The organism is Lutibacter sp. TH_r2, assembly GCF_033101135.1.
Classification (GTDB): Bacteria; Bacteroidota; Bacteroidia; order Flavobacteriales; family Flavobacteriaceae; genus Lutibacter.
This window is the reverse complement of sequence record NZ_JAWMPV010000003.1, coordinates 14406-37411: the sequence shown is the minus strand read 5'-3', so window position 1 is coordinate 37411 and position 23006 is coordinate 14406. Positions and strand designations below refer to the sequence as shown.

Sequence of the window (23006 nt, the reverse complement as noted above, 5' to 3'; positions counted from 1 at the left end):
TATGCCAAATTTAGTAAACGTAGAATACAATCAAACAGGTAACAGTAAAAGCACAAACGCATATGGTATGCGAGAAATGCAGGAACGTGCATTTGAATATCGTGATGCAAAATATATGTTGTTAAAATCCCCTCCAGCATCTGGAAAATCTAGAGCATTAATGTTTTTAGGTTTAGATAAATTAATAAATCAAGGTGTTAAAAAAGTAATTGTAGCAGTTCCAGAACGCTCTATTGGAAGTTCATTTGCTACAACAGATTTAAAAACCTTTGGTTTTTTTGCAGATTGGTTACCAAAAGAAGAATATAATTTATGTACTCCAGGAAGCGATGGAAGTAAAAGTAAAGTTTCTGCTTTCCATAATTTTATGGAGAATGAGGAGCAAATTTTAATTTGTACACACGCTACATTACGTTTTGCTTGTGAAGGTTTAGACGAAACAAAATTTAATAATACTTTATTAGCTATTGATGAGTTTCATCACGTTTCTGTAGCAGGTGATAATAAGTTAGGGGAAATTTTAAAAAGTATCATCAGTAACTCAACAGCACATATTGTTGCAATGACAGGTTCTTATTTTAGAGGAGATTCTGTACCTATTCTATTGCCTGAAGATGAAGCAAAATTCACAAAAGTTACCTACAATTATTACGAACAATTAAACGGTTATAATTATTTAAAAACATTAGGTATTGGGTATCACTTTTATCAAGGTAAATATACCAATGCTATTATGGAAGTATTAGATACTGATAAAAAAACAATATTGCATATACCAAGTGTTAATTCAGGTGAATCTACTAAAGATAAGCATAACGAAGTTGATTTTATTATAGATGCAATTGGCGATGTTGTAAAACAAGATACAGATACAGGTGTAATATTTGTAAAAAGAAAAACGGATGGTAAGGTTTTAAAAATTGCTGATTTAGTTGAAGATACATCAAAAGAAAGAGATAAAATACAAGCCTATTTACGCAATATAAAAAGTGTAGATGATATAGATATTATTATAGCTTTAGGAATGGCAAAAGAGGGTTTTGATTGGCCTTATTGCGAACACGCTTTAACAGTTGGTTACAGAGGTTCATTAACAGAAGTAATTCAAATTATAGGTAGAGCAACAAGAGATAGCGATAATAAAACACACGCTCAATTTACCAATTTGATAGCACAACCAGATGCTGCTGATGATGAAGTAAAGTTTTCTGTAAATAATATGCTAAAAGCAATTACAGCATCCTTATTAATGGAGCAAGTGTTAGCTCCAAATTGGAATTTTAAAACCAAAGTTTCTGATGATGATAAAGCTAAACCAGGAGAAATTAAAATTAGAGGTTTAAAAGAACCAAGTTCACAAAGAGTTAAAGATATTGTTGAAACTGACCTTACAGATTTAAAAGCAGATATTTTTCAAGACCCAACAATGTTAAAGGCAATGCCTGATGCTTCTATAGACCCTGAAGTAATTAATAAGGTGTTAATACCAAAAGTAATTAGATTAAAATATCCAGACCTTACGGAAGAACAAGTGGAAGAAGTTCGCCAGCACGTTGTAGTAGATTCAGTTGTAAAAAATGGAACTATAAAAGAAGTTGCAGATAAAAGGTTTATAAGAATGGCAGGTTCATTTGTAGATATAGATGATATTCATATAGATTTAATAGACAAAGTAAATCCATTCCAAGAAGCATTTGAAGTATTATCAAAAGCTGTTTCTTCTAAAGTTTTAAAAATTATACAAGACACTATTGAAGCGACTCGTATTAAAATGGATTTTGAAGAAGCTAAAATATTATGGCCTAAAATTCAAGAGTTTATTAAAACGCATAATCGTCAGCCAAATATTAATTCAGTTATTGAATCTGAAAAAAGAATGGCAGAATGCATCATTTATTTAAAAGACGAAAAAAGAAAAAAAGAAGCGCAAAGTAATGGATAAGGATAGTATTTTAAATGAAATATTTGAAAATGACCCATTAGGTATTTTAATTGTAAAACCTAAAAAATCGGCTGCTAGAACTTCAGATGAAAGGTTAGCTGCATCTTTTGACACTATTAACGATTTCTTTGAGAAAAATAAGAGAGAACCAAAACCAGACCCAACAAATATTTCTGAATATCAATTATATGCTACATTAAAAGGTTTAAGAGAAAACCATAAAAAAATGGAAGCATTAGAGCCACAAGATATTTATGGCTTATTAAATACAGTAAAAAAAGAGATAAATTCTATTGATGATATTTTTGATGATGATTCATTAGATATTTTTAATGATGAAGAAGAAGGCTTATTTGATTTTAAACATACTCCTAAAGATTTTAATCGCGCAAAAACAGATTTTATGGGTAAAAGAGTTGTGTGTAAAGACTTTGATAAGTACGAGCACCTTTTTACAACTATTCAAAATGATTTAAGTTTGGGTAAACGAAAATTAGTTGACTTTAAAGAAGCAAATTTAAGAGAAGGAAGTTATTATGTTCATAATGGAATTTTGTTTTTATTAGAAAGTATTAATTATGATAGAGAAGACCACTACAAAGAAGATGGTACTAGGGTTAGAAAAGATGGAAGAACAAGATGTATTTTTGAAAATGGTACAGAATCCAATATATTAAAGCGTTCAGTAGAAAAAAACTTGTATGCAAATGGTAAAGTAGTTACTGAAAATATAAATGATTTTGCAGAAGAATTTATAGAAAACTTTAGTGATATAAATGAAAATGATAAAGAAGCAGGTTATATTTATGTACTAACATCAAAAAGTAAGAAAGAAGAAATTTCATCTATAAAAAATCTTTATAAAATTGGATATTCAAGAACATCTATCGAGGAACGTATAAAAAATGCTGAAAACGAACCTACATATTTAATGGCAGCTGTTAAATTAGAATCAGCTTGGAAATGTTACAATATGAATGCCCAAAAGTTTGAAAACATAATTCATAAATTCTTTGGAAACTCTTGTTTAGAGGTTGATGTATTCGATAGAAAAGGTATTAGACATACACCAAGAGAATGGTTTATAGTTCCATTAGAAGCTGTAGAACAAGCTGTAGCTTTAATAACTACAGAAAAAATTATAGATTATAAATATGATAATACCAATATGGTAATAGTAAAAAAATAATTGTAATATGTTAAGTCTAAATTTTAACCCTACATTTAGTCACATAGAAACTATAGAAAAATGGCTTCTTGAGGAAGTTAAAAATACTGGAGAAGGGTTTTATAATAATTGGAGTACTATTTCTAAAGCATTTGATGAGCAAAATTTAATAGTAATATTTAAAAATGAAGACCCTATTGGTTTTTTAGTTTATAATCTTGATAATAATTTTTCCATAATTGATATTATTTCAATTAAACCAGATATAAGAGGTCAAGGGATTGCACGTTTTTTTATTAAAGAAGTATTGCTATTTTTTAAGTCAAAGGGAGCTTTAGTAACAACGTTATTTTGTTCTCCTGAAAAATCAAAACACTTTTGGGAAAAAGTAGGTTTTAGTTTTTTTTCTGAAGTTTTAAATGATAATAAGATAAGTATGTATAAAGAGTTAGTTGAAACTCCAAAAACAACTAAAAGTAAAAACATAAAGGCAATCATAAAATTATGGGATTGTGAGCCTTATCAAGCACGATCAAAAGAGCCATATAAAGTTTGGAATATAGAATTTGAAGAAGATAATAAAACTTTTAAAACCCCTTTAATTTTTCCAGTTAGTATAGATTGGCAAATTGTATTGATTAAAAGTGAAAGCGATATTATAACAAATAAAATAAAGTATTTAGATGGAGATATAACATATTCAAACAACGTAGTAATAATCAAAAGTTTTGAGAATATCTAACGTTATATAGCTTTTAATATGAGGGAAATAGTATCTGTTAGTAAAATAGAACATTGCACACCTAAAAAAGGTGTATGGTATAACTATTTTGATACAATATTTTATTCAGTTATGCGTCGGAGTAAACCTCATTTAAGAAGAGAAACTTTAATAAATGATAGTAAAACAGACTTTGAATTAAGTGAATGGCATTTTAATTGGCAATACAATTTAATTGAACAAAATTATGGTGTAAATAAGTACGGAGTTAAATCTTTTGAGAGGATAATAAATGTAGATGGAGAAAGTCATAGAATTGATAGTGTTGTTGATAATATAGCGATTGAGTTTCAGCACACTTTATCAGTTGATATTGAGGAAATAGATAGTAGATATAATGCACATTTAAAATATGGGTATATACCTTATTTAGTTCTGGATTTTACTAAATATTCTATAGAAGAATTTGAAATATATATTAAATACAATCACTTTTATAAGCTTACAGAGAAATTAAAAAAATGGATAACTTGTAATTATGCCAAATCCAATAATTTATTTATCGATTTAGATAGTGGTATTTACAGAGTTGTTATTACAAAAAATGTAGATTCTTATTTACTTCAAAAAGAAACATTTGTAAATGAATTATTACAATTAGAAAATAGTTTAGCAAAAAAAATAAAATATCAGAGATTAATTGATGATAGAAACCTAATAAAAGAAAAATGGTTAAAAAGGAGAGAGGAAGTAGATAGGTTGAATAGGAAGTTTCAAAAAGAAAAAGAACTCAAAGAATTAGAAGAAAAAGCTAAACAATTAAACAAGCAAAATTATTTAGATAGAAAACTGAAAAGTAAAGAGTTTTCAAGTTATCGTAAATGTCTAAATAATTCAATTATTCAACCTTTTATTGTGCCATTTGAAAATCTTATTTTAAATTATTCATATAATTCAGAATACGAAGATCAATTGTTAAAAGAATCACATTGCTATAAGGATATAGAGAATACACGTTGTATTGAATTTCATAATTTTTCATCAGAATTAAGAATTGAAAAACCAACATTTGCTGGTTATAATACAACTAGAAGTAAAGAGTATGTAAAATCCATTATATTTATTACAAAGAATAGTAATGTAGAAGCTGAAATACATTGGCTAAAAGGTAAAGTTCCTCAACTTATTGATAAAAATGAATTGACCCTTTTTTAAAATTGATTTTAAGTTGAAAATGTTTAAATTTGATTAAAAAAAATGAAAAAGTTACTTCTTATTATTGTTTTCGTATTTCCATTTATTATTTATTCTCAATTCAAAATAGATACTCTAAATTCTGAAGGTAGTTTTTCTAAAGTGTATGATATTAAGTTATCTAAAGAACAGCTTCATCAAAAAGCATTAGAATGGATTGCCATAAACTTTAAAGATTCAAATGAAGTTATTAAGTTAAATACAAAAGAGAAGGTTATAGCTAAAGGTTATTTTGATATTGACATTATTAGTAATGGTTATAAATTTAAGCAAAAGGTATATTCAATAATTGAGGTTGCTTTTAAAGAATCTAAATATAAATTAGACTTTCATACATTTATAATAGAAACATCTATACAAGGTAAAATAATTAAAACTCCATATAACCAATCGCTTGCTTGTTTAAATAGAGATAGCTATATAAGTTTTCTAAAACAAGTGATAAATGTAAATCCTACAAATGGTTTAGTTTCAGATAAAAAAATAAGAAAAACTTATACCAAAATTCTTAATAGTCCTAAATTAATTGATGAATATATGGAGAAGGGATTAATTTTTGAAAAACAATATACTACCCAAATAAAAAATAATGTTGAAGGTTTAGCAGAACATATGTTTAGTTATATTTCAAAAAAATCTAAAGACGATTGGTAAGCTCTTTTCTAATTTACAGCATTATTTCATTTCGTTAACAGTTCTTTTTATAAGGCTTCCAATTCCCACAGTAAGAACCACCAAAAAAGGTGGTACTTACTTTTAGCCTTTGCACTTTTAGTAAGTCATTTAGTGTAATCGAAATATGTTTCAGAATCATTTAATTCTAATAAAAACACGTCATTCTGAACTTGATTCAGAATCTCACCAAAAGAAATTTAAATACATCATTTAACCAACATACAATTACAACACTAATATTTACACATTGAAAAAAGGGGTAAACAACCTTGTATTTTTATATCATTTAACTAAATTTGATAATACTTTAAAAATTGCTAATTACATTTGCTAAAAGCAGTTTTTATTGGTTTATAACAAGTTGCCAGTAATTTGGGAACAGCAGAACTGAACTACCAAAAATAAAGGATATGAATTTTAAAGAAGCAACCGAATTAAAAAATAAAAATGGGCATTTAATCGGGCAAAAATATAGAGGCGGAACAATAGAGGAATTAATAATACGTCCAACAAATCAAAAAGAATTTGACGTATTTGTTAAATCATATTTGAGGACTATGAATGCTGAATTATCAATTCAACCATTTTTAGATAGTGATTTAGAAGTTGATGCTGTTTGTGACAGAGCAAAAATCAGAACAAATAATATATTTTTTAGAACAGAATTAGAAAACTTACTTGACGAAAAATTAGACGTTAAATTTTAGACATAATGACAGAAAAAGACGCAAAAGACCTTCTATATGACCTTTGGTCAAATGGCGAAATTCCAAACAATTTTGACGAAAATCATTCTGATTTTGACAAAGCTGTTAAGTACACAATCAAAAAAGGAACATTTGATTATGAGGGTTTTATGGAAGCAATGGCAATCATCAGATTCGGAATTTGGCAAGTTGAGTCAGATGCTTTAGTGGCAAAAGGAGGTCACGATTATATTATTGAATGTAGTAGGTTTTGGGAAACAAGAGATTACAACGGATATTTAGTTTGGGATTGGTTAGTTCATTTAGCACAAAAAACTTGGATTGATAAAGAAAGCGTAAAAGATTTGAATACAGCTTTCTTCTTTTGTCAAGATTATTTTCGTGAATACAAACCGAAAAATTTACCTTATGTCTCAACTGCTCAAACTTTGAATATCCAAAAACAAATTTTAGAAGTTCAAGAGGTAATGGTGAGATCCGAAAGAACTAGCAAAAATGGAATCGTAGAATTTGATTCTGAACGTATGCTAAAATATCGAGATTTAATGAACGATATAAAATATTTATAAAAACTACTGGCAACAATAGCTATAAGTGATTGCTTGTTCTCGCCTACTTCTGAAAATCCTGGCGGATTTTCAATTTGGTGCGTACTTTCAAAGTTAAGTGTTAACCCACGCAACTACTCATAGCCGAGGCCGTTGTAAGTAGTTTAAAAACAGTACAATATGAACACATTCCTTTTTGCTTGGAATCCTAATAGATGGGATTGGGATGATTTACAAGAAAGTATTGAACATCTTGAAAAAGTTGGATATGTTGAAAGTAGATGGAGCTGTGGAAATTCAAAAAGTATTAGAAAAGGAGACAGAGTTTTCTTAATTAGATTAGGTTACGAACCAAGAGGAATAATGGGAAGTGGTTATGCCAAATCTTCTTATTATGTTGCGCCTCATTGGGACGGAACAGAATATAAAACGACTAACTACATAGATATTGAATTCGATATCCTAATTAATCCAAAAGAAAACAAGTTATTTGCCAAAGAATCTTTAGAAAGTATTGATAAAAACAATTTGCAACAATGGTTTCCTCAACAAAGCGGAATTTCAATAAAAGAAGAAGTTTTGGAAAGTTTAGAATCTAATTGGTTTAACTTTATTAGAGACAATAAATACATAAAGAATAGTTTTGTTTCTAATGATGTTACAACACAATTTAAAAAAACATATAAAGAAGGTAAATCTAAAGACATTGTACAAACTCGATACGAAAGAAATCCTGAAGCCAGAAAAAGATGTTTAAAGCATTTTGGTTATTCTTGTAAAGTTTGTTCATATGACTTTGAAAAGCATTTTGGTGAAATTGGCAAAGGATTTATTCACGTTCATCATATAAATCAGATTTCAAAAATAGGAAAAGAATATGAAGTTGATCCAATAAAAGACTTAATTCCTGTTTGTCCGAACTGTCACGCAATGATTCATTCAAAACGTCCAGCTTTTACGATTGAAGAAATTAAAGAAATAATAAGATAAAAAACTATTTACAACAATGTGTTTATTTCATTGTTTGGTTTAATCAATACAAATACAAGTCATACCTTTTTTAAACTAATCTACTTCTAGTAAACACACAAAACGAAACCAGATGCAAATTAAATTCGTTTCCAATACAAACAGCAGTACAAAGTACAAACATTCGTGCAGGTAATAAGGTGTTCGCAATACGCTCCATTTTGTTTCATAAAATATATCTAAAAGTTTTTTTTAGCCATAAAAACCGCAATTATCTTAAACGAGAAACCTTCAACTAACAATAAACGACTAAATAAAACTTGTAGTTACCATAAATAGCACTAATTCGTTGACACGCCTCATTTAGCACAATTTATTTATTTTACTACACACATTCCGCGCATTACTCACGCATAGCTATCTTTTACCCTTAACAACCAATAAGGTATAAATTCATTTTAATTAAGGGTAAACCGCTATTACACTATTTGGCTCGCCTGCTACTCGCTTCGGGCTAAAAAAGAGTGTCACAGTTTTTGATTGCAGCCATTTTGCATATAAAATAAACCGTTGCAAGTGGTAATATAATTTCAATAAATTTGATGTTTGATTTTCTCAATAATAATTTAGTAAAATAACACACAACGGATTTATTACATATTGCAAACGCACACAAGAGCAATGTATTCCGTTCTTCATTTGTCATTATGGTACTTTATAAATTTGATTTCAAACATTATTTATTTTCCAAACAAGCCAACAACTAAATACCAACGACTAATTTTAAAAATAAAGTACACAACATTCCTACATTCCTCACTACATAAATTGCACTTGCTTTTCCAACCGCATCAAAAACACCGCCACTCTTTGCGTGTACCACGTAGTTGTTGCACGTACTTATGCCTACGGCAACGTACTTTTGCCACAACACCCTCGCTCAACTCGCTAGGCGGCTCGCTTAAATGCTACCGCATTTGCTACGCGATTACCTGCTAATATCAACTTTGAATACAGATTTTAATATCATATTTCAGACTTCCGAATCATTTAATAAAATTCTTTTTTTAGTCTTACCTTTTTTTTCTCATTAAATAGTTATTCGCTTCTTGTTCAATGTCCTTTACCGTTTTTACTCTATTTTCTAATATCCATTGATCGATTTCGTCTTTCTTAAAATACAACCTTTTACCATTCTTATAAAAAGGTATTTCACGATTAGAGGTAAGTTTATAAATATGACTTTTGGTAAAATCGTAATACTCACATAATTGTTTTAAACTCATTATTTCAATTGCGTTTCTGGTAGTATTATTTGATGTCAGCAACTTGTTTTCAATTGACGCTAATCTATTTTCAATAGCATTCAGTTTTTCTACAATAATTTCAAAAGGATTTTCCATACTAATAAAATTTAGTACAAAGTAAAAAAATAAAAAACATTGCAAATATCGGTTGTTTCCTTCACCAGCCACACCATTGCAATCAAGGTCAAGCCCTATGGGTTTTGAAAAAAATCTCCACCTCATATGCATTCGGTTTCGATTCAGCATAATAGTACAGGTTGTATTTTTTCCAAAAACCTTGACAGCATCTACCACACAACCAACACTCGTGCTTTCTTTTTTCTTTTTGTTTAGAAATTAATATGCGAAGCGTAGCGAAGTAATTTTTAATACCTAGCTATGTCAAATTTTGAAATTAAAACTCACAACGTAGGAAGAACCTACACGAAACCGCACTTTTTTATTTTAAATAAAGGCTTAAACAGTGGTAAACCTCTGGAGAATCCTTGCCCTAACTGTTTTGTAATTGCTGTATCAACTGAAGATGAACGAAACACGCTTTTTTACTTGTGTTATTCGTTGTTTTTAGGTCGCTATTTTGAACCTTATTTAAAGGGGAGTGTAATTTTATTCATAACTATAAACGATTGTTTAAAGTTGTTAAAAACAGCTTGTATAAAGCATATTAATAATAAAAGTGAATCGAATAACAATCTAAAAAAGGTTTTAGTTATTGAAGAAAAAGAAAATAATTTAAAAGAGCAATTAAAACTGATAAACCAACTAAAAGTTGCTTTTATCCGTGCTAATTTCTAAATACTTGTAAAATGAGGTAAATGGCTGTAAACGAGTATTGAATAGTCAAATGAGCGTAATAAAATCGTAAATTTATCGTCTTATAAGTAAAGCTATATGAAAACCGTACCAACCCCAAAGTGTAATTTTAATTTTTTAGTAATATGGGTAAAATAAATCAAGGAATCCTTGGAGGATTAAGTGGTAAAGTCGGAAATGTTATCGGGGGTAGTTGGAAAGGCATAGACTACCTACGAATTAAACCAAGTAGCGTAGCTAATCCAAGAACAACAGGACAAGTAAATCAAAGAAACAAGTTTACTGCTACATTAGAGTTTTTACAACCTAATAAAGACTTTATAAAGGTAGGTTATAAAAACTATGCGATTAAGAAAACAGAGTTCAATGCTGCAATGTCTGAAATATTGAGCAATGCAATTACAGGAATAGCTCCTGATTTTGAAGTTGATTATTCTAATGCTTTATTAAGCAAAGGAAGTTTGTCGGCTGCTTTAAATCCAACATTCGATGTGTCTACCCCTGGAAATGTAACTTTTGAATGGGATGACAATTCAGCAGATGGTAATGCAGAAGCAACTGATAAAGCAATGATTTTAGTTTACAATTCAGCAAGAAAAGAATCTGTTTATATTTTGGATGGTGCTGATAGATCATTAACAACTCAAATGTTGACTATTCCTGCGTCTTATTCAGGTCAAACAATAGAAGTTTTTATGGCATTTGTTTCAGAAGATGGAAGTAAAGTATCAAATAGTAGTTATTTAGGCTCTGGTACGGCGGCTTAATTTTTAATTCTTTATAACTATTTATAGAAAGCACTGCATTAAATTGTAGTGCTTTTTTATTGTACCCTAATTTGTACCCTAAAAACAAAAAACCCTGTAAACATAATGCTTACAGGGTGTTATTTGTGGTACCTCCAGGAATCGAACCAGGGACACAAGGATTTTCAGTCCTTTGCTCTACCAACTGAGCTAAGGTACCATTGCCTTAGCGGTTGCAAATATAAGTGTATTTTTATAACTAATCAAAACATTTTTTAAAAAATCTATTGTATTTTTGAAACTTATTAAAAAAGACAAATGTACTTAATAATTGATGTGGGAAATACTAGAATAAAGTTAGCCGTTTCTAATGGTGAGGAATTAATTCATAATGAAATAATTACGTATTCAGAATTGGAAAAAACAGCTTTCTTTTTAATTGAAAAATATCAAATATCAGACGGAATTATTTCTTCTGTTGCTGATATAAAAAAAGATGTTATTTTTAAAATTAAGAATAAAATTAAGCTTTTAACACTCAATTCAAAAACAAAAATACCTTTTAAAAACAAATATTCAACTCCAAAAACGTTAGGTGTGGATAGAATAGCTTTAATTGCTGCGGCAACTAAATGTTATCCCCATAAAAATGTTTTAGTAATTGATGCTGGAACATGTATTACTTATGATTTTGTAAATTCAATTAGTGAATATTATGGCGGAGCTATTTCACCTGGGTTAAATATGCGTTATAAAAGTTTAAATTATTTTACTAAAAAGTTACCAAAACTCGAAATTAAGTTTCCTACAAAGTTAATTGGTGATTCTACTGAAGAATGTATTCATGTTGGAGTTTCTATGTCTGTTATAAATGAAATTGATAGTTATATTGATTTGTATAAAGAAAAAAATAAAGATTTAATGGTTGTTTTAACAGGCGGAGACATTAATTTCTTGTCAAATAACTTAAAAAATAGCATATTTGCGAATCCTAATTTTTTATTGTTAGGATTAAATTCAATTTTGCTTCATAATATACTGTAAATGAAAAAAAATATAATAGTAGTTTTCATGCTACTGCAAACAATATTCACTTTTGCTCAAAGCACTAACGTTTCTCTTTATTCATTTTATGGAATTGGGGAATCAAATAGAGCTGTAACTGCTGAACAATTTAGTATGGGAGGTATTAATGCAGCAGTAAGTAGTAAGTACCATATTAATATGTTTAACCCAGCAGCAAACACTTCATTATTTTTAACTACTTACGCTATTAGTGGAGAAATGAAAAATTTATCAGTAAAGGAGGGAGATGTAAAGCAAAGCACATCGGCTTCATATTTATCTTATATTACAGTTGGAATTCCTTTAAATAAGGGTGCATTTACATTTGGTTTAATGCCAAACACATCGGTTGGGTATTCATTAACCAGTCCGGTTTATGATACAGATGGAGAAACTATTAGTGAAATTTCTTTATACGAAGGTTCTGGTGGATCAAACAAAGTGTTTTTAGGAGTAGGGTATGAAATTTATAAAGGATTAAGTATAGGTTTACAAGGAAATTATATTTTTGGAAATGTTGAAAATAGCATTATTAACCAACTTAATGGTTCATCAAGGGCTTCAAAATATGAATCTAATGCAAGTATTTCTTCTTTTGCATTTAATACAGGTATTAATTATAAAACTAAAATTAATAATAATTTAGATTTAACAGTTGGAGCTAATATTGAATTTGAAAATGAAATAGACTTAAAGGGTGATGAATATTTATATTCTGTAAGTTATAGTTCTTATGAATCTCCAAGAGACACTATATTAAATGCTGAAGGAAATGGTGTTATAAAAAATCCTCTTAAAACAAGTTTAGGAGTAGGTATTGGAAAAGAAAATAAATGGTATGCCGAAGTTGATTATTCAAGCCAGAAGCCTATAGAACTTTCAGGAGATTTTTATAATAGTTATTCAAAAGTTAATTATACTGATTATTCAAAAATATCAATAGGTGCCTTTTTTATACCTAAATATAATTCAATAACAAGTTATTGGCAAAGAGTAACTTATAGAGCAGGATTAAGAATTGAAAATACAGGATTAATGGTAAACCCTACAGGTGTAGGAAGTAATTTTTCAGAGATAAACGATTTTGGCATATCTTTTGGAGTAGGCTTACCAGTTAGCAAACAATTATCAAATTTAAATGTTGGGTTTGAATTTGGAAAAAGAGGTAAAACAAGTAAAGGTTTAATTCAAGAGAATTATTTTAATGTAAAATTGGGAATTTCCTTGAATGATAGATGGTTTAAAAAACAAGAGATATATTAATAAAACAAATAACGATGAAAAAAATTAAGCAAATTTTAGCATTATTTATATTTATGTCTGTAACAAGTTTGATGTTTGGTCAAGCAAATGCAGATTGCAGTATTAAATACAATTTATTTAAGGGAGATTATTCAGCAAAAAAATATGATGCTGCTTATGAAAACTGGATGTGGTGTATGGATAATTGTCCAGATTTATCTGTAAACATATACAAATATGGTTACAAAATAGCAATGGATAGATTAAAAAAAGCGCCTCAAGGTGAAAAAGCTACTGCTGCTGCACTTGTTGAAAGAGTGTTAACACAACGTTTAAAATACTACCCAAAAGATAAAGCAGATGTTTATGATACATTGGCAAGTTTAAAAGCTTCTCAAGGTGCTAGTGACGATGAAGTTTTCGAATTGTTAGAAGTATCTTTTAAAGAAGATCCTACCGTTATGTCTGTAAAAAATATGTATAAGTATTTTGATGTTATTATGCAGAGAAATAAAGATACAAACCCACAAGTTGTTTTTGATACGTATGATGAGGTTGGTGAAGGTGTTGAATTAAAAAGAGCGGCTTATGGTAAAAAAATTGAGGCTATTAACGCAAAAGACTCGTTAACTTTAAGTTCAAGAGATAAGAAGAATAGAAGAATTTACCAACAAATTTTAACAAACCTATCAATTGCTGAATCTGGTTTAGATTCTAAAATTTCAGAAATTTCTACATGTGAAAATTTAATACCTTTAAATAAAAAGTATTTTGAAGAAAAGAAAACAGATCCTGTTTGGTTAAGACGTGCGGTATCTAGGATGTATAATAAAGAATGTACAGAAGATCCATTCTATGCAACATTAGTAGAAGCATATGTACACGCTGATCCATCACCAGAAGCTTCAGTATTCTACGCTGGAATCTTAATGAAAAATGGAGAAGATAATAAAGCAATGGAGTACTTTAAAAAAGCCATTGACCAAGAAACAGATTCATATAAAAAAGCAAAAAACTTAATAAAAGTTGCTCAAATTTTAAGTAAAAAAGGTAGAAAATCAGAGGCTAGAGCAAATTGTTATGAAGCATTAAAATATGCACCTACTATGGGTAAAGCTTATTTAATTATTGCTGGTATGTATGCTTCAAGTGCTAACTCTTGTGGTACAGATGTTGTTACTAAAAGATTAGTTTATGTTGCTGCAGCAAACAAAGCAATGAAAGCAAAACAAATAGATCCAAGTATTAGTTCATTAGCAAATAGATATATTAACAGTTACACCGCTAATATGCCAAGTAAAAAAGATATTTTTACTTCTGAAAAAGGAATTAAAGTTGGAGATACTCACAGAATTGGATGTTGGATTGGAGAATCTGTAAGAGTTAGAACTAAAGACTAATTTTAATAGTTAGAAATTAATATATTTGTTGAATGTTAAATTCAACCATACAAAATATTTTAAAAAGCATTGCTGTTGTTTTAACAATGGTAATGCTTTTTTCTTGTTCCAATAACGCAAAAGAAGTAAGGGATTTTCTTGCCGATAAAAATATGCCAATTGGTGAAGTTAATAATGTGGATCATAAACATACAGATTCAGGAAGAATAGATATTAGAATGAGGGCACCAATAATGTTGGATTATAGCAATAGAAAAAATCATCCATATTCTGAATTTCCGAAAGGAATTAAAATTACTAAAATTGAAAAAAATGGAGACTCTTTAACAATTGAAGGTGATTACGCTAAAAGTTATGGGAAAACCAATGTATCAGAAATTAGTAATAATGTTGTTATTGAAAATTTTGCACAACAAAATAGATTAGAAACAGATCAAATTTATTGGGATCAAAAAACGCATTACTTTTTTACCGAAAGTAAATTCACATTTTATACCAAAACAGATACAATACATGGTACAGGATTCGAAGCCTCTGAAGATCTTGAAAAATGGCTAGTAAAAAATCAAAGAGGAGTAATACAAGTAAGAGAATAATTATGCAAAAAGTTTGGAAAATATTTGAGTACGGTTATTTAATAATTGCCATAATATTTATAGTAGAAGCAATATTTAAATGGTCTGAAAGTAGAGAAAAAGCATATTTAATGCTTTTATTTTCTGTGATAGCAATTTTTATGTACTTTTTCAGAAAAAGATTTAGAAAAAAAATAGAAAAGCGAAACAAATAAAATGGAGTTTCAAATTTTTGTTATAGTATGTTCAATATTACTTTCGGCTTTTTTTTCAGGTATGGAAATAGCCTATATTTCTGCAAATAAATTTCAAGTAGAATTAGAAAAGAAAAAAGAAGGTGTTATTGCTAAAATTTTAGGAAGGTTAACTTCAAAATCCTCTAAATTTATTACTACAATGTTAGTTGGTAATAATATATCTCTAGTAGTTTATTCAATTTTTATGGGTAAACTAATTGTAGATGTTTTACCAATTGAAAATCTAAACGACTTTTCGCAATTACTAATTCAAACAGTTATTTCAACAATTATTATTCTAATTACAGCAGAATTTTTGCCAAAAGCTATTTTTAGAATTTATGCAAATGAAATGCTGAAATTTTTTGCAATTCCAGCTTATGTATTTTATGTAATATTTTATTTTATATCTAACTTTATCACAGCAATTTCAGATTTTGTTTTAAAATTGTTTTTTAACACTGCAAAAGATGCTGAACAAACAGAATTTAGTAAAGAAGAATTAGGAAATTACATATCAGAACAGCTTGAAAATACAAGTGATTTTGAAGAAGTAGATTCTGAAATTCAAATTTTTCAAAATGCGCTAGACTTCAACAATGTAAAAGCTAGGGAAATAATGATTCCTAGAACTGAAATAATTGCTGTTGATATTAATGAAACTATAACTAACCTAAAAAAACTGTTTATAGAAACAGGTTATTCAAAAATTCTAGTATATAGAAATTCTTTAGATGACGTTTTAGGGTATGCACATGCTTTTGAACTGTTTAAAAAGCCAAAAAACATTCGTTCAATATTACTTCCAGTAGAGTTAGTTCCTGAAAGTATGATGATTAATAATGTACTAGATGTATTAATCAAAAAGAAAAAAAGTTTATCAATAGTTTTGGATGAATTTGGAGGTACATCGGGAATTATAACAGTAGAAGATATTGTAGAAGAATTGTTTGGAGAAATTATTGACGAGCATGATACTGTTGAACTTACTGAAAAAGTATTGAATGAAAGTGAATATGAGTTTTCTGCTAGGCTAGAAGTAGATTATTTAAACGAAACGTATGATCTAAATATAGAAGAAAACGAAGCTTATGAAACTTTAGGAGGTTATATAGTTTATCATAACGAAGACATTCCTAAAGAAGGCGAAGTAATTGAAATTGAACACTTTCATTTTAAAATGTTGTCCGTTGAATCTTCAAGAATAACAGAAGTTTATGTCAAACTTTTAGACAAACAGGAATAATCTTCAGATTCTGTACTTTTTTGTTATTAATTATAAGTATTTCACTTTTATTATTAAATACTAAATTGTATTTTCGCACACTATAATTAAAAGAAATAATAAGAATGGCAATTTTATCAAAAATTAGAGATCGTTCAATGTTTTTAATCCTTATTGTAGGATTGGCTTTGTTTGCGTTTGTTTTGGACCCATCATCGATTCAGAACTTTTTTAGTTCAACAAAAGTTAACTCAATAGGGTCAGTAAACGGAGAAGATATAGACAGAGAAGAGTTTGCACGTCAAGTAGAAACATATCGCACACAATCAGGAGGAAGATCTTCTCAAATGCAAGCCGTAAATACTGTTTGGAATGGAATGGTAAGCGAAAAAGTATTTGCAGATCAATTAGAAAAAGCAGGTATTGTTGTTGGAGAAAAAGATATTTGGGAAGCAATGGTTGCTATACCTAATGTTCAAAATTCACCAATGTTTAAAAATGAAGCCAATCTTTTTGATGAAGAAAAGCTAAAAGAATATATTGCTAATATGAAAGCAGATGCTGAAGAAGGAAATTCTAAAGCATGGTTAAGTTGGTTAGCAACTGAAAAAAGCATTAAAGTAAACTTACAACGCCAAGCATACACTACATTAGTAAGTGCAGGTTTAGGAGCTTCATTAAAAGAAGGTGAGCGTAATTATCAATTCGATAATTTAAAAATGGATGCTCAATATGTGTACGTTCCTTATACTAGTATACCTGATAGTATTGTAAAAATTACTAAAGGAGAAGTAAGAGACTATATAGAACAATATCCTAAAAAATACAAAGCTGAAGCTACACGCTCAATTCAGTTTGTAAAATTTGATATTAATCCTTCTGCAAGTGATGAAGAAGAATTAAAAGCTAAAGTAGCAACGCATATTGAAGATAAGGAAGAGTATAGTAATGCTGCTAAAGCTACTGTTAAAGTTCCTGGTTTAAAAAATGCTACAAATTATGAAGAGTTCTTAATAAATAATAGATCTGATATAGCTTTAGATAATAGTTATAAATTTGAATCTCAATTACCAACTGCTGTAAAAGCAGATATTATGGGAGCTGAATTAAATGCAGTTGTTGGACCTTATAAAGATGCTGGTGCATATAAAATTTCTAAAGTTGTTGAAATTACTAAAATGCCAGATTCAGTAAAATCAAGTCATATTATTGTTCCTTTTATTGGAACTACGCGTTCAACTTCTACAAAAACAAAAGAAGAAGCAAAGAAAACAGTTGATAGTATTTTTACATTAGTAAAAAATAATAAAGCTAAATATACTGAAATTGCAGATGAAGTTAATACGGACGGTACAAAAGGTAAAGGAGGAGATATTGGATGGGTAAGAAAAGATCAAGCTTTCTCTCCTAATTTTGATAAGGACTTTGCTAATTTTATCTTTAAAAATAAAGCAGGAAGTATTGATATTGTAGAAACTGCTTTTGGATTTCATATTATTAAAATTGAAGAACAAACTAAATACCAAGATGCTGTTAAATTAGCAACATATGGTAGAACTATTGAAGCTTCAGAAGATACTGAAAATAGTATTTTTCAAAATGCTGAAACTTTAGCTTCTCAATTAGTGGATGGTGGAGATTTAGCAGAGTTAGCAAAAGAGAAATCATATACTGTTTTATCAGGTTTAAATCTTAAAGATTTAGCTGAAAATGTTCCAGGTATGGGTAGTCAACGTTCTATTGTAAAATGGGCATTTGAAAACGATACAGAGGTTGGTTCATCTAAACGTTTTGATATTGATATAAATGGAAAAAGAGGATATGCTGTAGTTGTTCTAACACAAAAATCAGATGCTAATGGAGATGAGTTAAGTTCAGAAGTGATTACTAAAGTTAGACCAATTTTAACAAATCAGAAAAAAGCTAAATTACTTGCAGATAAAATGAAAGGTGCTTCGCTTGAAGAAATTGCCACAAATAATACAACTGTTGTGCGTAATGCTTCTTCAGTATCATTAGCAAGCCCATTATTATCTGGTGTAGGTAATGAGCCAGCTGTTGTTGGAGCAATGTCTACATTACCAATTGATACAACTTCAGAAGTTATTGAAGGTCAAAAAGGAGTATTTATAGTTAAGGTTACAAAGCGAGAAGAACCAACGTCATTAGATAACTATGAGAACTTCCGTAAGAATATTGTAAACCAATTAAAAAGTAAATCATACCAATTAAATACAGTATTAGAAGATAAAGCTGATGTGATAGATAATAGAGCTAAATTCTTTTAGTATTATTTATTTCATTTAAATTATAACATAAAAAAAGCGAGCATTTAGCTCGCTTTTTTTTATATATGTATAATAAAAAATTAGCCATTTATTTTGGAGTTATATAAGCTTCGAAATTAGATTAAAAAAAAGTAACAATAGAAGTTTGATAGTTTTTGATTATAAAGCTAAAAAATGATTATAAAGCCTTTAAGTAGTCTATGTATACTTGCTTTTAATACTTTAAATGCCGTTCAATTAAAATTTTATTGTAGAGAGAATAGCATTTTTTTAATACAAGATTTTAATATTAAAAAAGATATTAAATATGAAGAAAATTAGTTGTAATTGTTTTTAAAATTTTCAATAACTTTTGGTGATATTTATAAGGTTATTCACTAATGTTTAATTAGGTAAAAAAGCTAAATAAAATAAAAAACATACAAAAGAAAAAAGGTAGTAATATAAAATCACTACCTTTTATTTATGAATTAGTAACGTTAATTTAAAGCGTTACGTATAATTTAAAAATTTATTTAACTGGTTTTACAGTTTTAATAATTCTTGCAGCAACTTTATATGGATCTGCATTTGAAGATGGACGACGGTCTTCTAACCATCCTTTATATCCTTTTTCTACAGCAATAATTGGAATACGAATAGATGCTCCTCTATCTGAAACTCCCCAAGAGAAATCGTTGATTGAAGCAGTTTCGTGTTTACCAGTTAAACGTTGATCGTTAAATTCACCGTAAACTTCAATATGTTCTTTAACTACTGGACGGAAAGCCTCGCAAATTTCAGCGTATTTTTCTTTAGAACCACAAGTTCTTAAAATTGAGTTAGAGAAGTTAGCGTGCATTCCAGAACCATTCCAGTCAGTATCTCCTAATGGTTTTGGGTGATATTCAATATACATGTTACGACCTTCAGTTAAACGATCTAGTAAATATCTAGCAATCCAAATTTCATCACCTGCTTTTTTAGCTCCTTTAGCAAATAATTGAAATTCCCATTGTCCAGAAGCAACCTCTTGGTTAATTCCTTCAAAGTTTAATCCAGCTTCTATACATAAATCTGCATGCTCTTCAACTAAATCACGTCCGTGAGTATGTAAACCACCAACTGAACAGTAATACATACCTTGTGGAGCAGGATATCCACCTCTTGGGAATCCTAATGGTAATTCAGTTTTAGTACTCATTATAAAATATTCTTGTTCAAATCCGAACCAGAAATCATTGTCATCATCTTCAATAGTAGCACGACCATTAGAAACATGCGGAGTTCCGTCTGCATTCATAACTTCAGTCATTACTAAATAACCATTAATACGTTGTGGATCTGGGTAAATTGCAACTGGCTTTAAAATACAGTCAGATGAATCTCCTGAAGCTTGTTGTGTAGATGAACCATCAAAAGACCAAAGTCCTAATTCTTCAACTGTTCCTTGAAAATTTTCATGCTCTTCTACTTTGGTTTTACTTCTCATATTTTGAGTTGGAAAATATCCATCTAACCAAATATATTCTAATTTAATTTTTGCCATAGTGTTAATTAATTTAATACGAATTTTAAAATATTTTCCGTAAAAATATGCAAAACTGGTTTACTGTAAAAATTTTAGGGGATTAAATGTTTATATGTGTTTTATTTTTGTAAATACCCTATTTTTTAAAGGGGTTATTGAAAAATAATTCAAAAAAAAGTAAAATAATTGTAAAATAGTTATCTAAAAAAATATGTATCTTCGTATTATATTATAAATATTATATGTCAAAGTTTCGTTTTAGTGCAGTGCAAAAAGCACAAGGTAGGAAACCTATAGAGGTTAAGGAGTTAGGTAGGCGTTCTGATTTTTTTGGAATAAATGTATTTAATGAAAGAACAATGGTACAATACCTTTCTAAAGAAGCATTTAAAGGTGTAAAGTACGCTGTAGATAATGGAAAAAAAATTGACAGAAAAATAGCGAGTCAAGTAGCTGCAGCCATGAAAGATTGGGCTATATCTAAAGGAGTTACACATTATACTCATTGGTTTCAACCATTAACAGGTGCAACTGCAGAAAAACACGATGCTTTTTTTGAAGTTACAGAAAATAATATGGCTATTGAAGCATTTGCAGGATCTGCTTTAGTTCAACAAGAACCTGATGCCTCTAGTTTTCCTAGTGGTGGAATTAGAAATACTTTTGAAGCAAGAGGGTACACTGCTTGGGATCCAACATCTCCTGCTTTTATATATGGTACAACATTATGTATACCAACAATATTTGTTTCGTATACAGGTGAAGCTTTAGATTATAAAACACCTTTATTAAGAGCTTTAAGTGCACTTGATGATGCTGCAACTGCAGTATGTAAATATTTTGATAAGAATGTTAAAAAAGTAAATGCTTCTTTAGGTTGGGAGCAAGAATATTTTTTAATAGATAAAAGTATAGCGTTTAGTAGACCTGATATAATTTTAGCAGGAAGAACACTATTAGGTCATTCTTCAGCCAAAGGTCAACAATTAGACGATCATTATTTTGGTTCAATTCCAAGTAGAGCTATTAGTTTTATGAGAGAATTAGAAAATGAATGTATGCTGGTTGGAATTCCAATAAAAACACGTCATAATGAAGTTGCACCAAATCAGTTTGAAGTTGCGCCAATTAATGAGGAAGCTAATTTAGCTGTAGATCATAACGCTCTATTAATGGATATTATGGGAAGAGTCGCATCTAAACATAATTTTAAAGTATTGTTTCACGAAAAACCTTTTGAAGGTGTAAATGGATCAAGTAAACACAATAATTGGTCATTAACCACAGATACAGGTATTAATTTATTAGGACCAGGAAAAACACCAATGAGTAATTTACAGTTTTTAACATTTTTTATAAACACCATAAAAGCTGTATTAAGTTATGAAGAGTTACTTGGAGCATCAATAGCATCAGCAGGAAATGAACATAGATTAGGTAAAAAAGAAGCTCCACCATCTATTATGTCTATATTTATAGGAGAGCAACTTACCAAAGTTTTAAATGATTTAGAAAGTGTAACAGATGGAAAACTATCTCCAGAAGAAAAAACAGATCTAAAACTTAATGTAGTAGGTAAAATTCCAGATGTACTATTAGATAATACAGATAGAAATAGAACATCTCCTTTTGCGTTTACAGGAAATAAGTTTGAATTTAGAGCTGTGGGTTCTTCAGCTAATTGCGCTAATCCAATGACGGTTTTAAATACAATAGTAGCAAAACAATTACAAGATTTTAAAACTGAAGTTGATAAACTGATAGATAATAAAAGCTTTAAAAAAGATGAAGCTATATTTAATGTACTACGTGAGTATATAAAATCTTCAAAAAGTATTTTATTTGAAGGTAATGGATATAGTGATGAATGGGAGAAGGAAGCTAAAAAAAGAAAGTTAAGTAATTATAAAACAGCACCAGAAGCTTTAAAAGAAAAAATTTCTAAAAAAGCTATAAGTCTTTTTGAAGAATTAAATGTAATGAGTAAAATAGAAGTAGAGGCTCGTTATGAAATCGAAGTGGAAGAATATACTAAACGAATTCAAATTGAATCTAGAGTGCTTGGAGATATAGCAGGTAACCATGTAGTTCCAACAGCAGTTCATTATCAAAATATGCTTATTAAAAATGTAAAAGGATTAAAAGAGATATTTGGAAACGATTTTGAACAACATGCACTTCAACAAATTAGACTGATTAAAAATATTTCTGATCACATAGAATCTATTCATAAAAAAGTAGATGAAATGTTAGAAGAACGTAAGAAAGCTAATAAAATTAAAGACTTTAGTAAAAAAGCAAATGCCTATTGTGTTAAGGTAAAACCTTTTTTAGACGCTATTAGATACCACTGTGATAAGCTTGAAATAATGGTAGATGATGAAATGTGGACTTTAACAAAATATAGAGAATTATTGTTTACAAGATAGTTTTTAAACTATTAATATTTAATTCTCTACAATTTATTAGGAATCTTCTACGATTTATTTAAAATGAATCTAAATATTTTGTTAAATAGAAATATTAAATTACTTTTATACTATCAAAATGCGAAAAATACAATTCTCGTAGTTTGATGATTCCCATAAAACATAAACACCCCACAGTTTAAACCT

19 protein-coding genes and 1 tRNA gene are annotated in these 23006 nt (G+C 28.9%); 17 read left to right on the top strand and 3 right to left on the bottom strand.

Features of this window, described 5'->3' with window-relative positions; translation table 11 throughout:
* Position 1: 1 nt before the first annotated feature.
* From R3X25_RS10080 to R3X25_RS10045, 8 genes are all read left to right on the top strand, one after another.
* On the top strand, positions 2-1942 hold the full coding sequence (locus R3X25_RS10080; RefSeq protein ID WP_317674406.1) for a DEAD/DEAH box helicase: 1941 nt from the start codon (positions 2-4) through the stop codon (positions 1940-1942).
* Entirely contained in the window at positions 1935-3131 is a 1197-nt protein-coding gene (locus R3X25_RS10075) for a GIY-YIG nuclease family protein (protein ID WP_317674404.1), read from the top strand. The genes R3X25_RS10080 and R3X25_RS10075 overlap by 8 nt, the downstream gene beginning before the upstream one ends.
* 7 nt (positions 3132-3138) lie before the next feature.
* Complete coding sequence (locus tag R3X25_RS10070; RefSeq protein ID WP_317674402.1) at positions 3139-3852, top strand: GNAT family N-acetyltransferase; 714 nt, start codon at positions 3139-3141, stop codon at positions 3850-3852.
* An 18-nt stretch (positions 3853-3870) separates the two neighbouring features.
* Positions 3871-5046 (top strand): hypothetical protein, encoded by a 1176-nt coding sequence (locus tag R3X25_RS10065; RefSeq protein ID WP_317674400.1) that lies wholly within the window; start codon positions 3871-3873, stop codon positions 5044-5046.
* Between the two features lie 42 nt (positions 5047-5088).
* Positions 5089-5739 carry a hypothetical protein gene (locus R3X25_RS10060; RefSeq protein ID WP_317674398.1) on the top strand — a complete coding sequence of 217 codons (651 nt, stop codon included), beginning with the start codon at positions 5089-5091 and terminating at the stop codon, positions 5737-5739.
* 431 nt (positions 5740-6170) lie between these two features.
* Positions 6171-6467, top strand: coding sequence for a hypothetical protein (locus tag R3X25_RS10055; protein ID WP_317674396.1), 297 nt, complete (start codon positions 6171-6173; stop codon positions 6465-6467).
* 5 nt (positions 6468-6472) lie between these two features.
* Positions 6473-7036 (top strand): hypothetical protein, encoded by a 564-nt coding sequence (locus R3X25_RS10050; RefSeq protein WP_317674394.1) that lies wholly within the window; start codon positions 6473-6475, stop codon positions 7034-7036.
* 159 nt (positions 7037-7195) lie between these two features.
* Entirely contained in the window at positions 7196-8005 is an 810-nt protein-coding gene (locus R3X25_RS10045) for an HNH endonuclease (protein WP_317674392.1), read from the top strand.
* A gap of 1052 nt (positions 8006-9057) precedes the next feature.
* On the opposite strand, the gene R3X25_RS10040 is transcribed toward R3X25_RS10045, so the two are convergent.
* Positions 9058-9387, bottom strand: coding sequence for a helix-turn-helix domain-containing protein (locus R3X25_RS10040; protein WP_317674390.1), 330 nt, complete (start codon positions 9385-9387; stop codon positions 9058-9060).
* 282 nt (positions 9388-9669) lie between these two features.
* On the opposite strand from R3X25_RS10040, the gene R3X25_RS10035 reads away from it, so the two are divergent.
* Positions 9670-10086, top strand: coding sequence for a DUF6943 family protein (locus tag R3X25_RS10035; RefSeq protein WP_317674388.1), 417 nt, complete (start codon positions 9670-9672; stop codon positions 10084-10086).
* Positions 10087-10229: 143 nt separating this feature from the next.
* Positions 10230-10871 carry a DUF6266 family protein gene (locus R3X25_RS10030; protein ID WP_317674386.1) on the top strand — a complete coding sequence of 214 codons (642 nt, stop codon included), beginning with the start codon at positions 10230-10232 and terminating at the stop codon, positions 10869-10871.
* A gap of 126 nt (positions 10872-10997) precedes the next feature.
* Here R3X25_RS10030 and R3X25_RS10025 read toward each other — a convergent pair.
* Positions 10998-11070, bottom strand: a tRNA-Phe gene (locus R3X25_RS10025).
* 98 nt (positions 11071-11168) lie between these two features.
* Here R3X25_RS10025 and R3X25_RS10020 point away from each other — a divergent pair.
* The 6 genes from R3X25_RS10020 (at position 11169) to R3X25_RS09995 (ending at position 18881) form a co-directional block, all read left to right on the top strand.
* Positions 11169-11894 carry a type III pantothenate kinase gene (locus tag R3X25_RS10020; protein ID WP_317674384.1) on the top strand — a complete coding sequence of 242 codons (726 nt, stop codon included), beginning with the start codon at positions 11169-11171 and terminating at the stop codon, positions 11892-11894.
* Positions 11895-13178, top strand: coding sequence for a hypothetical protein (locus R3X25_RS10015; protein WP_317674382.1), 1284 nt, complete (start codon positions 11895-11897; stop codon positions 13176-13178).
* 14 nt (positions 13179-13192) lie between these two features.
* Positions 13193-14557: a hypothetical protein gene (locus R3X25_RS10010; RefSeq protein ID WP_317674380.1), complete on the top strand. Its 1365-nt coding sequence runs from the start codon at positions 13193-13195 to the stop codon at positions 14555-14557.
* A 32-nt stretch (positions 14558-14589) separates the two neighbouring features.
* Positions 14590-15153 carry an LPS export ABC transporter periplasmic protein LptC gene (lptC, locus tag R3X25_RS10005; protein WP_317674378.1) on the top strand — a complete coding sequence of 188 codons (564 nt, stop codon included), beginning with the start codon at positions 14590-14592 and terminating at the stop codon, positions 15151-15153.
* A 195-nt stretch (positions 15154-15348) separates the two neighbouring features.
* Positions 15349-16614, top strand: a complete 1266-nt coding sequence (locus R3X25_RS10000) for a hemolysin family protein (RefSeq protein WP_317674376.1) — start codon at positions 15349-15351, stop codon at positions 16612-16614.
* 104 nt (positions 16615-16718) lie between these two features.
* Complete coding sequence (locus tag R3X25_RS09995; protein WP_317674375.1) at positions 16719-18881, top strand: peptidylprolyl isomerase; 2163 nt, start codon at positions 16719-16721, stop codon at positions 18879-18881.
* A 511-nt stretch (positions 18882-19392) separates the two neighbouring features.
* Here R3X25_RS09995 and R3X25_RS09990 read toward each other — a convergent pair.
* Entirely contained in the window at positions 19393-20409 is a 1017-nt protein-coding gene (locus R3X25_RS09990) for a glutamine synthetase beta-grasp domain-containing protein (RefSeq protein ID WP_317674374.1), read from the bottom strand.
* Between the two features lie 224 nt (positions 20410-20633).
* Here R3X25_RS09990 and R3X25_RS09985 point away from each other — a divergent pair, with 224 nt between their 5' ends.
* Positions 20634-22820, top strand: a complete 2187-nt coding sequence (locus R3X25_RS09985) for a glutamine synthetase III (protein ID WP_317674373.1) — start codon at positions 20634-20636, stop codon at positions 22818-22820.
* Positions 22821-23006: the final 186 nt, after the last annotated feature.

Coding starts and splice junctions, on each gene's coding strand:
- R3X25_RS10080 (WP_317674406.1), top strand. CDS start 2: ATGCCAAATTTAGTAAACGTAGAATACAATCAAACAGGTAACAGTAAA.
- R3X25_RS10075 (WP_317674404.1), top strand. CDS start 1,935: ATGGATAAGGATAGTATTTTAAATGAAATATTTGAAAATGACCCATTA.
- R3X25_RS10070 (WP_317674402.1), top strand. CDS start 3,139: ATGTTAAGTCTAAATTTTAACCCTACATTTAGTCACATAGAAACTATA.
- R3X25_RS10065 (WP_317674400.1), top strand. CDS start 3,871: ATGAGGGAAATAGTATCTGTTAGTAAAATAGAACATTGCACACCTAAA.
- R3X25_RS10060 (WP_317674398.1), top strand. CDS start 5,089: ATGAAAAAGTTACTTCTTATTATTGTTTTCGTATTTCCATTTATTATT.
- R3X25_RS10055 (WP_317674396.1), top strand. CDS start 6,171: ATGAATTTTAAAGAAGCAACCGAATTAAAAAATAAAAATGGGCATTTA.
- R3X25_RS10050 (WP_317674394.1), top strand. CDS start 6,473: ATGACAGAAAAAGACGCAAAAGACCTTCTATATGACCTTTGGTCAAAT.
- R3X25_RS10045 (WP_317674392.1), top strand. CDS start 7,196: ATGAACACATTCCTTTTTGCTTGGAATCCTAATAGATGGGATTGGGAT.
- R3X25_RS10040 (WP_317674390.1), bottom strand. CDS start 9,387: ATGGAAAATCCTTTTGAAATTATTGTAGAAAAACTGAATGCTATTGAA.
- R3X25_RS10035 (WP_317674388.1), top strand. CDS start 9,670: ATGTCAAATTTTGAAATTAAAACTCACAACGTAGGAAGAACCTACACG.
- R3X25_RS10030 (WP_317674386.1), top strand. CDS start 10,230: ATGGGTAAAATAAATCAAGGAATCCTTGGAGGATTAAGTGGTAAAGTC.
- R3X25_RS10020 (WP_317674384.1), top strand. CDS start 11,169: ATGTACTTAATAATTGATGTGGGAAATACTAGAATAAAGTTAGCCGTT.
- R3X25_RS10015 (WP_317674382.1), top strand. CDS start 11,895: ATGAAAAAAAATATAATAGTAGTTTTCATGCTACTGCAAACAATATTC.
- R3X25_RS10010 (WP_317674380.1), top strand. CDS start 13,193: ATGAAAAAAATTAAGCAAATTTTAGCATTATTTATATTTATGTCTGTA.
- lptC (WP_317674378.1), top strand. CDS start 14,590: ATGTTAAATTCAACCATACAAAATATTTTAAAAAGCATTGCTGTTGTT.
- R3X25_RS10000 (WP_317674376.1), top strand. CDS start 15,349: ATGGAGTTTCAAATTTTTGTTATAGTATGTTCAATATTACTTTCGGCT.
- R3X25_RS09995 (WP_317674375.1), top strand. CDS start 16,719: ATGGCAATTTTATCAAAAATTAGAGATCGTTCAATGTTTTTAATCCTT.
- R3X25_RS09990 (WP_317674374.1), bottom strand. CDS start 20,409: ATGGCAAAAATTAAATTAGAATATATTTGGTTAGATGGATATTTTCCA.
- R3X25_RS09985 (WP_317674373.1), top strand. CDS start 20,634: ATGTCAAAGTTTCGTTTTAGTGCAGTGCAAAAAGCACAAGGTAGGAAA.